The sequence below is a fragment of the Verminephrobacter aporrectodeae subsp. tuberculatae At4 genome, from assembly GCF_000193225.1.
Lineage (GTDB): Bacteria > Pseudomonadota > Gammaproteobacteria > Burkholderiales > Burkholderiaceae_C > Acidovorax > Acidovorax aporrectodeae.
This window is the reverse complement of the sequence record NZ_AFAL01000047.1, coordinates 1-16,595: the sequence shown is the minus strand read 5'-3', so window position 1 is coordinate 16,595 and position 16,595 is coordinate 1. Positions and strand designations below refer to the sequence as shown.

Below are 16,595 nucleotides of genomic sequence, written 5' to 3'. Positions count from 1 at the left end.
TTCATGGCGCCGGGCGTCGATGGCCAAGCTGAAGTCATCCGCATGGCGCATCGTCTGGCCGGAGTCAGCGCCGATACCATCGACTATGTGGAAACCCATGGAACGGGCACCCGTCTGGGCGATCCCATCGAATTTCGTGCCTTGCAGATCGCCTTTGCCCAGGGCGCTCAACGGATGAAACCGTGCGCCATCGGTGCCGTCAAGGCGAACCTCGGCCACCTGAACACCGCTGCGGGCATGGCTGGCCTGATCAAGACGGTCCTGGCGTTGCAGCACGAAATGCTGCCGCCCACCCCGCATTTCAAACAGCCCAATCCGCAGTTGGATCTGGAAGGCAGTCCGTTTTTCATCAACGACCGCCTGCGTCCCTGGCCCAGAGAGCCCGGACGCACCCGGAGGGCTGGTGTCAGCGCTTTCGGCTTCGGTGGAACAAACGCCCATGTGGTGCTGCAGGAGGCCCCCGAGCCAGAGCGAACGGAACGGCAACTGCCCGCGCACCTGTTCGTACTCAGCGCGCGTGATGCCACCGCTCTGGACCGTTACCGGGAGCGGATTCAGCAATGGGTTGCCGGCCCCGGACGATCCACGGATCTGGCGGACCTCTGTTTTACTGCCGCTCATGGCCGCCGCAGATTCTCCCACCGGTTGGCCTTGGTGGTCCGCGACACCGGGGATCTCGCGGTCAAGTTGCCGGTGGTTACTGCGGCGTCCGCGGAACCGACTGACAGGATGGCCTGGGTCTTCACCGGTCAGGGGGCCCAGTACAAGGGCATGGCGTCAGGGCTCTACCAGCACGTGCCGGTGTTTCGGCGAACTGCTGACGCCTGCAACTCGGCGCTCCCTGCAGAATACCCCCTTCCTCTGGCCGGTTGGCTTTCCGGGCAGTTTGACATGGCGCCAGCGCTGGATCAGGCTGCAACGCTCCAGCCCTTGCTGTTCACCATTCAGTACGCACTTGCGGAAGCTTGGCGTGAGTTCGGCATCAAGCCCGATATGGTGCTCGGCCACAGCCTTGGCGAATACGTCGCCGCGTGCGTGGCCGGTGTGATGTCCCTGGAAACTGCGATGACCATGGTCTGCCTGCGCGGCAGGCTGTTGGACAGACTGCCCTCCAATGGGGGCATGCTGGCGGTGAAGGCATCGGATGGGGAAGTAAGGCAGGTGCTACGCGATGGCTACGACTTGGATGTAGCCGCTGACAATGCGCCGGATCAAATCGTGGTGTCGGGTCATGCAGAGGAAATCGACCGGCTCCGGACGGCCCTGAGAGACGCCGGAGTCGACTCTGTGAGGTTGACCGTCACACACGCGTTCCACTCGCGGCTGCTCGATCCGATCCTGGAAGAATTCGAAGCGGGACTGTCCTCCTGCGAATTCAGCCCACCTGCTATTCCCATGCTCAGCAACCTGAGCGGCACCCTGTTGCAGGTTGCACCCGACGCCCGTTACTGGCGGAACCATCTGCGTCAGACCGTGCGCTTCACTGCCTGCCTGGAGCAACTGCAAGCCCTGAATGTCTCTAGCGCCCTTGAGATCGGCACCAAGCCCCTGCTGACGGGATTGGTTGCCCGTCGGTTGCCACGAGGCTGCCTGCCCGGCCTTGTCGAGGGCGCGTCCGGCTATCAAGCTTGGCTGGGACAAGTGGGACAAGCGTTCTGTTCGGGGGTGGTCAGTGACATCGGCGCGCTGTATCCGCAAGGACGAAGAATCTCCTTCCCTGGATACCCCTTCACCAAATCACGACACTGGATCGACTCTCAGGAAGTGGCTGGCACGCCGTCCTCCCAACCCGGTGTTGCCATCCCGCAGCAGGTCGATGCGCAGCAGCAGGACCCGCTCTTCGACCTTGTAGCGGGCTACTGGCGACATGCACTGGGTGCACCGTCGCTCAGTCGGAGTTCCGACTTTTTCATGCTCGGCGGAAATTCGTTGGCAGCGATCCAGATCCGCGCCGCCGTGCAGCGCGATCTGGCCATCGACCTGCCCATGGCCGAAATGATGAAGATGCGAACCCTGGGAGACTTGGTGGACGCCATTGCATCGGTACTCGAAGCAGAAGCCGCAAGTGAGGTGCAATCATGAACGAGACGCTCTCGGATGATGCCCTGAATCTGCTGCGCAGGCGATTGGCAAAAGGACAATCCAGTAGCGAAAACTCCCCGCTGCCGGTGCTGCGCAGCGACGAAGCCAGCCGCTTCGAGCCATTCCCGCTCAACGACATGCAGCAGGCTTATTGGATCGGACGCCAGGGCGATGATCAGACGGGCATGCACTGCTTCATGGAACGCCGCACTGAGCGATTCGACTTCGACAGACTCTGCCGAGCTTGGGACCGGCTTGTGGCCCGCCACGACATGCTGCGTGTGGTCATAACCGAAGAGGGAAAGCAACGTATTCTGCCTTACCAGCCGGGTACAGGGCTTCCGGAACGACACGACCAGCGCTCGCTCTCGCGACGGGAGCAGCAACAGCGGCTCTCGATGTTGCGGGATGAATTGGCCCACTACAAGGCCGATCTGTCGCAGTGGCCCCAGCACCGCGTCCATTGGTGCGATACCGGCAATGGTATCGGCTACCTGATGATCAGTTTGGACATCTGGTGCATCGACGGCCAAAGCATCCAGACCCTGATCAATGAACTGGCATGCCTGTACGGTGATCCGGATTGCGCCCTCCCGGCGCTCGGCATGACCTTCCGGGACTACGTCTTGGCATGCATGGAATTCGAGCAAGGCCCGGTCCATGCACGCGCCTTGAACTATTGGCGCGAACGCATCGGTCGGTTGCCAAGCGCACCAAGCCTGCCCTTGACGGTCGGTGCAGGCGTGCCGAATCCTCCGCGGTTCGAGCGCTGCGAAATAAGCCTGACGGCGGAGCAGACACGGGCGATCCGCAAACTGGTTGCCGACCACGGTCTGACCTTGACCACGTTACTGGCCGCCTGCTATGCGGAAGTTTTGACCCGTTGGTCCGGGAGTCGACATTTTCTGCTCAACATGCCCCGTTTCAACCGCAAGCCCATCCACCCGGACATTCACTCGGTGCTCGGTGAATTCGCCACTTTCACCTTGCTCGAGGTCATGCTGGACGGGGAAAAGCGCTTCGGTGAGCGCATTGCGGCCATGCAGCAGCAACTCTGGTTGGACATGGAGAACGATGCCGTCTCGGGTGTCCGCGTCCTGCGCGAACTGAATCAGTTGAGCGGTGGACGCAGTCACGCGCCAGCCCCTATCGTGTTCACCTCCTTGCCCGAAACGGTCAGCGGAACGGACAACCTGCACGCGGCTACGGTAGCGTTGGGAGAACCGACCTACAGCCTGAGTCAGACCCCGCAGGTCTGGCTTGACTGCCAGTACTATCAGGAGGCAGGCTGTCTGCGCCTGAATTGGGACTACTTGGTAGGTCGCTTCCCGACGGGAATGATCGACGCCATGTTCGGCGTCTTTGCAGATATCGTCCGACGCTTGGCATCACCTACCGGAGCGCAGATTCTGCAGCAGGATCAGATTGTCCAACTACCTGAGGAGCAACGAGCGCGACGCGCCGAAGCCAATCGCACCGCACGTTCGTGGCCGGAAATGCCGCTTGCCTGGTATCTGGCTCGCGCCGCCCAGCGCTGGCCGCAGAACGTGGCGTTAAGGGTGGACGAGCAAGTCCTGACCTATCAGGAACTGGTCGGGCGCGCAAATGCGCTCGCCCAAGTATTGCGTAGCGAACCAGGACGCATTGCCATCCGTCTGGGGAAAAGCGTCGAGCAGATCGTGGCGATCCTGGCCTGCCTGCTTGCCGGGCGCAGCTACGTTCCGCTCGATATCGAACAACCTCAGGAACGGCAGCACGAAATCGCTCGGATTGCACAGGTCGTATGGGTATTGACTCACGACGAACTGCCGACCTGGGAGGGCACAGGCGAGGCCCTGGCATGCAGCCGATGGCCAACGTCATTGCTGAAGATCGAAGGCATCGAACTCGAATGGTCTCCGGAGGCGGAAATTTACGTGCTGTTCACCTCCGGCTCCACCGGCCAGCCCAAGGGTGTGCCCATCCAGCAGCGCGGTCTGATCAATTTGCTGGAACACAATGCCCACTGGCTCGGTCTTACCTCCGAGGACCGGGTATTCGGAGTCTCTGCCCTGCACCACGATATGTCCGTCGTCGAAATTCTGGGCAGCCTATTCCTGGGAGCGGCGCTCGTCATGCCGGGCGAGGCTCACCGACGCGATCCAGCGCAATGGATCAAGCTGATGCTGAAACACCGGGTCAGCTACTGGAATTCGGTGCCGGCCTTTGCCGAAATGCTGATTGAGCATGCCGAACACACGGGAGCATCGGTCGGTAGCCTGCGTCAAGTCACCTTGGGTGGCGACTGGCTGCCGGTTGACATAGGATACCGCCTTGCCCGCATCGCGCCCGGCGTCACCGTCCACAGCACCGGTGGGCCGACCGAGATCACCGTTTGGAATATCACCCATACATTGCGCCCCGAGGATACGGACCGGGCGAGCATTCCCTATGGCAAACCCATCTCCAACAGCCGCTACTACATCGTCAACGATGATGGCGAAGAGTGCCCCGATTGGGTGTGTGGCGAAATGGTCTGCGCCGGCGATGGGCTCAGCCCGGGTTACCTGTGCAGTGGCGCGGGATCGACCCGGGTTTTCGGGCCGCTGGCGGACCTGGAGACGTACAGCTACCACACCGGTGACCTGGGGCGCTATCTGCCAGACGGCAGCATTGAATTTATCGGGCGCCGTGACAGCCAGGTCAAGCTCAATGGCTACCGTATTGAGCTGGGCGAGATTGAAAGCGTGCTGCAGCGCCATTCCTTCGTCGGGCGCGCCATTGTGGAACTACGCAAGGAGCCGCATCCGCAGCTCGTTGCATGGGTGGAGAGCGACCTGGGAGAAAACGTGCTGCGTTCCCATGCGATCCAAGCGCTCCCCGCCAACATGGTGCCCGCCATCTGGCAACGTTGCGACCACTGGCCGCTGAATGCGAACGGCAAGGTAGACCGGCGCGCATTGTCCGCACGCAGCCTCGTGGACAGTGCCAATGCGGACGTTGCCATGGATCTGCAAGGTCCGCTGGAGCACTGGCTGGCCGAGTGCTGGGGCACCCTGCTTGGAAGGCATGCGGCATCGCGGCAGGCCAATTTCTTCCACCTGGGGGGCGACTCGCTGCTCGCAGTACGCATGCTTGGCGCTATCGAGGCTCGCACCGGTATACGCCTCGCTACCCAACAAATCTTCGCCACTCCAACGCTGGATCAACTGGCGGCGAAAATCCGCGAGGAATTGACAGCGCAAGGTCGATCCGATGTCGACTGGGAGCGGGGGCAACTCCGCGAACTACCGGTCAGAGGGGAGCCAGCGGCCCCCTTGTCATGGTCGCAAAGGGGTTTGTGGTTGATTGAGCAGCAGGAGTCGGACAGTACAGCCTACGCCCTGCCACTGTTTTTTTCTCTCGAAGGCCCGTTGGACGCGGAAAGCCTGGGCAAGGCGGTCGATGCAGTGCTGGCGGATCATGAAATCCTGCGCTGCAGGTTCGGATTCGACCCCGAGAAATTGCATCCGTATCAGTTGTCGGACGCACAGCCGCCCCGATTGGCGCACGTCCGACTGGCGGACGGACTGACCCTGCGCGACTGGATGGCGGATTTTGTCCACCAAGGCTTTGATCTGAAAAATGGCATCAGCACCCGGGCAGTCCTGGTAGACGCTGGGCCGGAAGGCTGGCTGTTGGCCCTGTACTTCCATCACATTGTGTTCGACGGCTGGTCCTCTGGCGTGCTGCTGCAGCAAGTGGCGGATGCTTATGCGGCACTGCGCAGAGGACAGCCGGTTCCGTGCGGAAACTGGAGCTTTGGCAACTACGCGGCCTGGGAACAAGCCCAGGAGGAAGACAGCGTGTCAAGGCAATTCTGGCAGGATGAGCTGAGTGACCTGCCGGTGCTGAATCTCACCACTGATCGCCCGCGGCCCGCGCGTCAGAACTACCGTGGCGCAAGCGTCAACCTTCGCTTCACGCGGGAGCAGGTAGTCCGCCTGGAGAGGTTGGCCAGCCAGCACGACGCCACGCTGTTCATGGTACTGCTCAGCGTCTACCAACTGCTGCTGGGACGATACAGCCAGCAGGAAGACGTCGTAGTGGGAACCTACGTTGCCGGCCGCGATCATCCCGCGACCCATGAAATGCTCGGTTGCTTCGTCAACAACGTTCTGATGCGCACGCAATGGCACCCGGAGCAGCCGTTCGGCGAGTTCTTCGCGCAAAACAAGGACCGGATCGTGGCGGCGCTGAAACACCAGCACTATCCCTTCGAAAAGCTGGTGGCGATGGATGGCGTGCCGCGAGACAACAGTCGGCATCCGCTTTACCAAGCCGGATTCGCCATGCAGCCGCGTCATGCTTGGCCAGAACTGGAGGGTGGAGTGAGCTTGAGGCAACGGCCGCCTCCCCTCCACACGTCGCACATGGATATGGACCTGTATGTGATACCGGATGCAGGCTACCTTTGGCTGGAGCTCAACTACGCCAGCAGTCTGTTCGACCAAGCACGCATGCAACGTTTCCTGGAACACTATGCCCGGTTGCTGGATGCAGTCGTTGCGCAGCCCGGCACCCCATTGCTGGATCTGCACTACTGGTCTGGACAGGGTGGTGTTCCGGCAATAAAGCATGCCCCGGCGCAGATCAATCTCCCGGAACGTCTGCTCGCCGCCTTGCGGCGTGGCGGCGACCGGTGCGCGCTGATTGATCAAGGCGGATATACGAGCTTCGCGCAGTTGCTGGAGCGCAGCCAGCGCATGGCGTCCGGGTTGCGAGAGCAAGGGGCCGGGCCTGACGTGGTGGTAGGCGTCTACCTGCCTCGCTCCGCCGAGCAGATCGGCCTCATGCTGGCGGTCATCTTCACTGGTGCGATCTATCTGCCGCTGGACGCAGACTATCCGGTCGCTCGGATTGCGGCGATCTTGTCGCAGGCTCAGCCGGCACTGCTGTTGAGCGACGACACACATTGCGCGAAGCTGTCGTCACCGTACGACAGGCAGGCGCGTCCATGGCAAGCGCTGCTGGGCGCCACTCCAAGCAGCTCGATATGCAGCTACCCCTCGCCAGAACAGGCCATGTACCTGTTGTTCACCTCCGGGTCTACGGGTACGCCGAAAGGCATCATCGGCACTTGGGCGACCGCACAGAACCGGACCGACTGGCTGGCACAGACCTATCTGCTGACGGAGCGCGATTGTTGCGCCATCCGTACCCCGTTGAATTTCGTCGACTCTCTCTGGGAAATCCTCGACCCCTTGCTCGCCACATGCCGTTGCGTGGTTGTCTCGACCGATACCGTCGTCGACAGCCGGCGATTTCTTCCCCTCATGACACAGCACGTGGTCAGTCGCATGGTCGTGGTACCCAGCCTGATCCGCAGTTGGTTGCGGGATGGAGTCGATCTGTTGGGATCGTGGCAATCGCTGGATATCCTGTTGAGCAGTGCCGAAGCCGCTGATGTGGAGGACGTGGAGGCGCTCTACCGAATGCTGCCGGCGCTGCGTTTCGTCAACTGCTACGGCAGTTCCGAGGTCGCCGATGTCACTGTCTACCAGTGGCCTCGCCAGCCTACCCGAGAGGATCAGGTCGTTCTTGGGAAGCCATTGCCGGGTTGCAGGATCTACCTGCTGGACAAATGGGGGCACGTGGTTGCGCCAGGCAACAGCGGTCATATCCATGTCGCGGGGCACCATTTGCCCGTGGGCTACCTTGATGGCGTCGGCAATGCGATTGCGCCGGCCAGACTTACGGTGCAGGAGCCGCTGTTCGCCATGGGGGACTGGGGCCACTGGCGCGCCGATGGTGAGCTTGTCTTTCAGGGGCGCTTTGACGACTTGGTCAAGATCCGCGGCAACCGAGTCGAACTGGCCGAGGTCAACCAGCACGTTCGCGCAGCCAACGGTGAAGGAGACGCTATCGTCCTGGCGGTGGCGGATCCGCAAGGCGGCCGGCAACTCGTGGCATGGATCGAGTCCGGCGATGGCGCGCGGACGAAGATCGTTGCCCGGGTTCGACAGGCGTTGATGGCGCAGTTGCCGAACTACATGGTTCCAACCCGATATGAAGTCCTGCCGCAGTTGCCCATGCTTCCGAATGGCAAGATCGACCGCGCCTGCCTATTGAACGGTCTGGGTGTTTCCGTAAACCAGCCGACATACGTACTTGATGCACGGGAACGCCAGCTTGCAGAACTGATTGCTTCGCTTGTCGGTCACGAAACACCCAACCTCGATCCGCAATGTGGCCTCTATGAGTTGGGATTGAACTCCCTGTCCTTGGCCAGTTTGCATGCCAAGCTACAGTTCTGCTATCCCGCGTCGGAAATTACCCTCGCGGAATTGTTCCAGTACAGCACACTCAGCCAACTGGCCCGCCGACTAACAGGCAGTGTCTCCGAGCAAGAGGACCAAGCATTGCCTGCGCCGACGGCACGTCAGAGGCTCCGGAAACGACTGAACGATCCAAGCATAGAGGGGAACGAAAGGTGAAACTGTCGGAGCCGGTTTTCTGGGAGACGGGCCAGGAGCGGTGCTGGACCGAACAGATTGACGCCCTGGTCCATCGCTACCGTCAGCAAGGGCGCAGCGTCGGCTTGTCTGCAACACCAACGCCGGCTACCCGCGTGCCTGAGCAGCCGATGGGCATTGAAGACTACCTCGGTAGGCTGGCCGAGGACGGCCTTGCCGAGGCCGCCTGCATGCACCATCCACGCTGCCTGGGCCACATGACTTCGCCGCTGCCGGTGTTCATGCCACAGTTGTCGCGCTTGGTCACATCGTTCAATCAGAACCTGATGAAGACCGAGTCGTCGGGCGGATTGACCGCACTGGAACGCAACACCTTGATCATGTTGCATCGAACGGTGTTCGACCTGGATGAGCAGAGCTACCACAAGATGAGCACCGACAGCCAGAGCACACCGGGCCTTATCACCAGCGGAGGAACGCTGGCCAACCTGACCGCTATGTGGTGCGCCAGAAAGCGGGGCTTCACCGACCAGGGGACTTGGTGGCGCCAACTCCACGAGCAGGGCTACACCGATGCAGTGATCCTCGGCTCCCGGCTGATGCATTACTCGTTCGACAAGGCGATGGATCTACTTGGACTGTCGTCGAACGCATTGCTGAAGATTGATGTGGACGCCCATGGTGCCATGCGACTGGACCAGTTGGACATCGCCTTGGCAACGTGCCGCAGCCAGCGTCGCAAAGTACTGGCCATTGTTGGCATAGCCGGAAGCACAGACTTCGGTAGCATTGATCCCCTGCAGGAACTGGCGTGCCGAGCGAGGACGGAAGGTGCCCATTTCCACGTCGATGCAGCCTGGGGTGGACCGTTCCTGTTCTCACACACCCATGCACAGTTGCTAGCCGGGATTGAGCAGGCCGATACCGTCACACTTGACGCCCACAAACAGTTGTTGACACCGCTGGGTACAGGAATACTGCTGTATCGGAATAGCGATCTGTCGAGAATGCTTTTGTCGACAGCCCCCTATGCAGTGCGCTCCGGCTCTCGGGACAGCGGTCGTTTCACGCTCGAAGGTTCGCGACCTGCCAACGCCATCTATCTCCATGCGGCACTGCATTTGATCGGTGGTGACGGTTTCGGAAGATACATCGATGACAGCTTCGAGCGTGCGCGAGCCCTGGCGCACCGGATCAAGGTCCGCCCGGATATGGAGCTCTTGCAAGAGCCTCCAACCAACTTGGTCGTCTTCCGCTATCTGCCCCGGCGTTTCCGCCACGCCCGCGCCATCCGACAGGATCCGGAAATCAACACGTTGAACGTGCGCCTGCACAAGCTGTTGCGCCACTCTGGTACCAGTTTCCTCTCACGAACCGAACGTGTGCTACCAGGCCAGGCGACGCCCGCATGCGTCATGCTGCGCGCGGTGATGTTCAACCCCCTGTGCCGCATCGAGGACATCGATCCGATTCTTGATGAAGTTGTCGCGTGCGGCATGCAGTTGGAAGAACAGGGATTCGAAAAGGAAAAGAGCGTTGAACATGTTCAAAACTCATGACTTCAACGTTCCCGCAGCGGGTGAGCCTGCTGTCATCCGCCTGTACTGCTTGCCCTGCGCAGGTGGTAGCGCCGAACTGTACCGGGACTGGAATGGCCTGCTTCCGGAGTGGATCAAGGTATGTCCCATCGAGTTGCCGGGACGGGGACGGCGCTTCGGAGAACCGCTGTGCAATGATGCCAAGACACTCGCGGCTAAACTGATTGCAAGTACGCTTACCGGCATTCCGGACCCCTTCATTCTCTTCGGCCACAGCATGGGGGCTTTGCTGGCGTACGAGATGGCGCAGCAATTGCAGGCAGCAGGGACTCGTCAACCGGCCTTGCTGATTCTGTCCAGTCGCGAGCCTCCGCACTGCAGGAGTCGGGTGGATCCTTCACGAAGCCAGTGGCCTGTCAGCGATTTTCTGAAGCAGGTACGCCGTTATGGCGGCCTGTCACAGGCACTGGAAGACAGCCCGGAATTGCTTGAACTCTTCCTGCCGGTATTGCGCAACGATTTCGCCCTGTTGGATCGCTACTGCTTCGAGGCAAGCGCACCGTTGGCATCTCCACTATTCGTCGTGGGAGGTGACGAGGAGCCTGACTTCCGACTGGAGCAACTGCAGGAGTGGAAGCGTTACAGTCACTGCTGGATTGGTGCCCGTTGCTTCAAGGGTGGGCATTTCTATCTCAACGAGCCAGCGGCACGCCAAAACCTTCTCGGCAGCATCCACCAGGTAGTCAATACGCATTGCCTTCACCACTTGGCGTGGTAAGGGCGCCGCCTTTTTCGACAACCCCCCGCGTCAGGCACTATCCCCGGTTGCTGGCCGGTGCATGTCCAGTCAACTTGGGCGGGTCAACGTGCCGATCGTCATTGGTAACGTCTGCATCCATCCTGGCGACCGGGACGGCGTAGGTCTTCGTCACCGAGGACCGGATGGATCGACCACGTCAGTAATCGCGTAGCCAACTGATCAGGTTGGCGGCCTTGCTCTGCTTGATGCGACCGCCTTGACCAGATTGCCTTCGGCCAAGTTTGCCTCGAAATTGCCTCGAAAACAGGCGGGGCAGATGGATGCGACAATCGCAGCGAATGCATCGTCCCGGCTGTGTTTGTGCCGACTTCTGTGCGGGCCTTGGGCGCACACCCCGTCCAGGCCAAGCGGCGCCAAAAACCAACCACCATGAGACTTTCAGACGAAGACCTCGAGGCGCTTCTTGCCAACCCGGAATCTGACCGCAGCGAACGCAAGGAGGCGTACAGCCGCGACGTGCGCGAGAAGCTGTGCCAGGCGATCTGTGCATTTGCCAACGACCTTCCCGGGCACCGTCAACCGGGGGTCGCGTTCGTCGGGGTCAGGGACGACGGGACACCGGTAAACCTTGCCATCACGGGCGATCTGCTGGAGACACTCGCAGGCATCCGAGCCGATGGCAACATCCAGCCCATCCCCTCCATGACTGTCGAGAAGCGGACGCTGCTTGGCGCAGAGGTGGCCGTCGTCACCGTGCATCCGTCAGACGCTCCACCCGTGCGCTACAAGGGCCGCACGTACATTCGTGTCGGCCCCCGCGGCAGCATTGCAGGCCGCCAAGACGAAAGCATTCTCAACGAGCGCAGAAGACACCGGGACCTGCCATTCGACCTGCAGCCAGTCCCGTTGGCGACGCTCGCGGACTTGAGCCGTGTGGTCTTCGAGAGCGAGTACCTCACAGCCGCGTTTGCTGCGGATGTTCTCGAGGCCAATGACCGGACCTACGAGGAACGCCTGACTGCGTGCCGGATGATCGAGTCGGTTCAAAACCCCGTGCCCACGGTCATGGGAAGTCTCGTTCTCGCAACGAGAACACGGGACCTCATTCCCTGTGCCTACGTGCAGTTCCTGCGCGTGGATGGACCGGAATGGGATGCCCCCATCCTCGACGAGGCAGCGATCGACGGGCGCATGAGCGAGGTGATCCGCCGGCTGGACGACAAACTCAGGGCGCATATCTCGACGTCCGTCGACGTTCATTCCGCCGACACGGAGAAGCGGCGTCCGGACTATCCGCTTGCCGCGCTTCAGCAACTGGCGCGCAATGCCATCATGCACCGCAGCTACGAAGGCACGCATGCGCCGATCCGGGTCACGTGGTTTTCCGACCGCATCGAGATTCTCAACCCCGGCGGTCCATACGGTGTCGTTACCGTCGCCAATTTTGGTCAGGATGGGGTCACCGACTACCGCAATCCACACCTCGCCGAGGCAATGAAAACGCAAGGCTACGTCCAGCGTTTCGGTGTCGGCATAGCCACGGCCCGCAGGCTGCTCGCCGAAAACGGGAACCCCCCTGCGCAATTCGACCCGCAAGAGACCCGGGTACTCGTCACCGTCCGGAAGTAGCTGGCATGCCCGTTCCCGTTCTCACCTTTTTCAACAACAAGGGCGGCGTTGGCAAGACCTCGCTGGTCTATCACCTGGCATGGATGTACGCCGAGCAAGGGCTGCGGGTCGTTGCCGTGGACTTGGACCCGCAGGCAAACCTGACGGCGGCCTTTCTGGACGAAGACCGACTCGCGCAGCTCTGGGACGACGCTGCGGGCGCAGGCACCATTTTTCGCAGCGTCAAACCCTTGCTGAGCATTGGCGACTACGCGCCTGTCGAGTTCCAGGAAGTGGACAGCAATCTTGCCCTCGTTCCCGGCGATCTGGGTCTGTCCAGCTTTGAGGACGAACTGTCGTCCATGTGGACCGCCGCGCTGAGCGAGAACAAGGACCGACCCATGCGCATCCTCACGGCTTTCTGGCGCAGCGCCCAGGACGCCGCTGTGCGGTTTGCTGCCGACCTCATCGTGTTCGACGTGGGACCGAATCTGGGCGCGATCAACCGCGCTGCCTTGCTGGCCAGCAGCCATGTGATCGTGCCACTGGGCGCGGATCTCTTTTCCTTGCAGGGCCTGCGCAACCTGGGGCCCGCGCTGCGCAAATGGAGAGCGGACTGGACCGAACGCCGCGCGCGCTGGGAGCGTCCGGCGTTTGACCTGCCATCGGGCACGATGGAGCCTGTGGGCTATGTCGCCATGCGCCATGGTGTGCGCCTGGCGCGCCCCGTGCAGGCGTATACGCGCTGGCTCGATCGGATACCCGCCGAATTCAGGCGCAGCGTGTTGGACGAACCCGCCGGGGAGTCCCCACCGATCGGAGAAGACCCTCTCTGTCTGGCCCTGCTGAAAAACTACAACAGCTTGATGCCTCTTGCGCAGGAGGCGCGCAAGCCCATCTTCTCCTTGCTCGCCGCAGAGGGGGCCATCGGCTCGCACGCCAACGCTGCCGCAGGGGCACGTGACGATTTCAGGAAGCTCGCGCAATCCATTGCTCAGCGCATCGGGGTCCACATGCCCTGCGCTGCGTCCAGCCAACTGGAGTTATTCGATGCGCTCAGCGGCACCGGTACTGGCACCGGCGCAGCGCGCGCTTAGCCCGCTTTGCCGAGCAGGATCTTGGCGTCTGCCGCCAGGGCCTGCGCGCCGCTGCCGTAGCGGTGGTAGATCCGCAGGTGCCCGGCGGGGTCGTACATGTAGCTGCCCGCCGAGTGGTCCATGGTGTAGCTGGTGGGCGTCTTGCCCTCGGCCTTTTTGTAGTAGATCTTGAAGTCCCGCGCGACCTGTGCGAGCTGCTCGGGCGTTCCGCGCAGCGCGAGAAAACCGGGGTCGAAGTTGGCCATATAGGCTTTGAGCACCTCGGGGGTGTCGCGCTCGGGGTCAACGGTCACGAAAATGCCTTGCATGCGCTCCCCGTCCCGGCCCAGCAACTGCTTGGCCTGCGCGAGTTCCTGCAGGGACGTGGGGCAGACGTCCGGGCATTGCGTGTAGCCAAAGAAGACGATCACCACCTTGCCCGCAAAATCCCGGATGGGGCGCACTTGGCCGTTGTGGTCGGTCAGCCCGAGGTCCCGCGCGAAGTTCGGCGCGTTTTGCGCGTCGTTTGCTTGCGTGGCGCCTATCCCGGTGATGTCCACACCGCGGAATTGGGCTTTTTCCCGGAGCATGCACCGATGAGTCCCGCAATGCCCATCGACAGGGCCGCGGCGGCGATCGTGTGGAGTGTGTTGCGCATGGTGTCTGCTACAGCAGGTAGTGGTCCAGCAGCAGGGCGGCAAACAGCGCGCTCAGGTGGATCAGGGAAAAGTGGAAGGTCCTGCGCGCGAGCGCGTCCGAATAATTGCGCCACAGCGCAAAGCCGTAGCCGCAAAAGACCGCGCCGAGCAGCACGGCGGCGGCAAGATAGATCCAGGAGCTCATGCCGTGGATGAACGGCATCAGGCCGCCGGCAAAGAGGATCAGCGTGTACAGGAATACTTGCAGGCGCGTGAACTCGTTGCCATGCGTCACGGGCAGCATCGGCAGGCCCGACCTGCGGTAATCCTCCACCCGGTAGAGGGCCAGCGCCCAGAAATGCGGAGGGGTCCACAGAAAGATGATCAGGAACAGGATCAGCGCCTCGGGGCCCACGTCGTTGGTCATGGCGGCCCAGCCGAGTACGGGCGGCATGGCCCCCGATGCGCCGCCGATCACGATGTTCTGCGGCGTCAGGGGCTTGAGGATCACCGTGTAGACCACCGCGTAGCCGACGAAGGTGGCAAACGTGAGCCACATGGTCAGCGGATTGGCGCGCAAATACAGCAGGGCCGAACCCAGCGCGCACAGCACGGCCGAGAACAGCAGCGTCTGCGTGTTCGACAGCTCGCCCCGGGCGGTGGGCCGCCATGCGGTGCGCTTCATCTTCGCGTCGATGCCCTGCTCCACGATGCAGTTGAACGCCGCCGCCGCCGCGGCCACCAGCCACACCCCTGCGCAGGCCCACGCCATGCGGCCCAGTTGCGCCGCAGACGGCAGGCCGGGAACGGCCAGCACCATGCCGATGAACGCACAGAAAACGATGAGCTGCACCACGCGGGGTTTGGTCAGCACGTAGAACTGCCGCAGGATCGAGGGCGGAGAAACGCCGGCGGGGGCAGCATTCATGCGGACATTCCCGATGCGCGCGCTGCGCCCGACGGTGCAGAAAACGCCTGGTGCGCGCTTGCTGCGCGGCTGGCCGCGAGCGCCCAGGTCAACACCAGCACCAGGGCTGCGGCGCCGCCGGTGTGCAGCACGGCGGCCAGCAGGGGCCAGTCGAGCACCACGTTGGACAGGCCCGTGGCCAGCTGGAGCAGCGCAAGACCGGCGAGCCAGCGTGCCTGCACGGTCAGCCGCGCGCCGCGCTGCAGGCGCCAGGCCAGCAGGCCCAGCGCCGCCAGCACCGCGTAGGCCATCAGGCGGTGCGCGTAGTGGATCGCCGTCAGGCCGGCAAAGCCGATGTGGCTGCCGTCCTGCAGCAGGCCCAGCTTGCGCCAGATCTGAAAGCCCTGGGCAAAGTCCATCGCGGGCCACCAGCTTCCCTGGCAGGTCGGGAACGTGGTGCAGGCGAGCACGGCATAGTTGCTGCTGACCCAGCCGCCCAGAAGCACCTGGAGGGCCAGGAGCAGCGCCGTCCCGACGAGGCCCCGGCGCAGCGCCGGCGCAATGGGCAGCGGCGCCCGCTGCGCGTGGTGCACCGCCTGCACGCACAGCAGGGCCAGCAGCACCAGGCCGCCGAAGAGGTGCAGCGTGACGATCGCGGGGAACAGCTTCAGTGCCACCGTGAGCGCGCCAAAGGCCCCCTGGAGACAGACCCAGAGCAGCGTCGCCGTGGGCCACCAGGGGCTGACGGGCAGACGCTGCGCTGCGCCGGCCCGGCGCTGTTGCAGCCAGGACGCTGCCGTCAGGACGGTGATGAGCACGCCCACCCCCGTGGCCAGATAGCGGTGCAGCATCTCGACCCAGGCCTTGGCGTGCGTTACCGGGCCCGTGGGCAGGGCCTGCTGCGCGGCCGAAATCTCCGCATGCGCGCCCAGCGGGCTGGCGCTGCCGTAGCAGCCCGGCCAGTCGGGGCAGCCCAGGCCCGAATCCGTCAGGCGCGTGAAAGCGCCAAACAGGACGAGGTCGAAGGTCAGAAACAGCGTGAGCATGGTCAGCGCTTGCAGGCGCTGCGGGCCGCTGCGATTGCGCGCCCAGACCCAGGCCAGCGGCCCGAGCGCGAGCACCAGGCCCAGGAGCATGAGCTCGGCCGCGGGCGCCAGATCGTAGAGCGACCGTGCCTCGGTCATGGTTTTTCCGGCCGCCCGGCCTCGTCCCACGAAGAGGACGCGCGCAGCAGGCGCTCCAGATCCCGCCGGGCCCGGGCGGCGCCGGCAGCGTCCAGGGCGGCGGGAAAGCGCATCATCCAGTGGCCCATGGGGTCGATCAGATACAGATGCTCGGTCAGCCGATGGCCCGGGGCGGGAGCCAGCCAGGCAGCGAGCGCCGCGCCATCGACGCGCAGCACGGTGGCCTTTCTGAGCGCGGGCGCCAATGCTTGCGCAGGGCTGGCGGAATCGTTGATCAGCCAGACCCAGTCCAGGCGGTCCTTTTCCTTGCCCAGGCTTTCACGCAGCTGCCGCTGCAGGTACAGCTGCCTTTGGCACGGCGCGTCGCA

At 62.8% G+C, this 16,595-nt stretch carries 9 protein-coding genes and 1 pseudogene; 6 read left to right on the top strand and 4 right to left on the bottom strand.

Annotated elements, in window-relative coordinates:
• The 6 genes from VTU_RS25315 to VTU_RS0101895 all read left to right on the top strand — a co-directional run.
• Positions 1-2,082 (top strand): type I polyketide synthase (locus VTU_RS25315; protein ID WP_010100206.1); only part of this gene is annotated, 2,082 nt, incomplete at its 5' end.
• On the top strand, positions 2,079-8,537 hold the full coding sequence (locus tag VTU_RS0101915; protein ID WP_010100204.1) for a non-ribosomal peptide synthetase: 6,459 nt from the start codon (positions 2,079-2,081) through the stop codon (positions 8,535-8,537). The genes VTU_RS25315 and VTU_RS0101915, both read left to right, overlap by 4 nt.
• Positions 8,534-10,075 carry an aminotransferase class V-fold PLP-dependent enzyme gene (locus VTU_RS0101910; protein WP_010100202.1) on the top strand — a complete coding sequence of 514 codons (1,542 nt, stop codon included), beginning with the start codon at positions 8,534-8,536 and terminating at the stop codon, positions 10,073-10,075. The genes VTU_RS0101915 and VTU_RS0101910 overlap by 4 nt, the downstream gene beginning before the upstream one ends.
• Complete coding sequence (locus VTU_RS0101905) at positions 10,059-10,832, top strand: thioesterase II family protein (protein ID WP_010100199.1); 774 nt, start codon at positions 10,059-10,061, stop codon at positions 10,830-10,832. The genes VTU_RS0101910 and VTU_RS0101905 overlap by 17 nt, the downstream gene beginning before the upstream one ends.
• Before the next feature lie 411 nt (positions 10,833-11,243).
• A complete protein-coding gene (locus tag VTU_RS0101900) occupies positions 11,244-12,443 on the top strand; it encodes an ATP-binding protein (protein WP_010100197.1) in 1,200 nt (399 codons plus the stop codon).
• 5 nt (positions 12,444-12,448) lie between these two features.
• The gene (locus VTU_RS0101895; protein WP_010100196.1) at positions 12,449-13,519 is read left to right on the top strand and encodes a ParA family protein; all 1,071 of its coding nucleotides are present in this window, start codon (positions 12,449-12,451) and stop codon (positions 13,517-13,519) included.
• Here the strand turns inward: VTU_RS0101895 and VTU_RS25310 are convergent.
• The 4 genes and pseudogenes from VTU_RS25310 to VTU_RS0101875 all read right to left on the bottom strand — a co-directional run.
• Positions 13,516-14,114: pseudogene (locus VTU_RS25310) on the bottom strand (SCO family protein). The gene VTU_RS0101895 and the pseudogene VTU_RS25310 overlap by 4 nt on opposite strands.
• 50 nt (positions 14,115-14,164) lie before the next feature.
• The gene (cyoE, locus tag VTU_RS0101885) at positions 14,165-15,064 is read right to left on the bottom strand and encodes a heme o synthase (RefSeq protein WP_010100194.1); all 900 of its coding nucleotides are present in this window, start codon (positions 15,062-15,064) and stop codon (positions 14,165-14,167) included.
• Positions 15,061-16,227, bottom strand: a complete 1,167-nt coding sequence (locus VTU_RS0101880; RefSeq protein ID WP_010100193.1) for a COX15/CtaA family protein — start codon at positions 16,225-16,227, stop codon at positions 15,061-15,063. The genes cyoE and VTU_RS0101880 overlap by 4 nt, the downstream gene beginning before the upstream one ends.
• On the bottom strand, positions 16,224-16,595 hold a 372-nt coding region (locus VTU_RS0101875), incomplete at its 5' end, for a redox-active disulfide-containing membrane protein (RefSeq protein ID WP_010100191.1). The genes VTU_RS0101875 and VTU_RS0101880, both read right to left, overlap by 4 nt.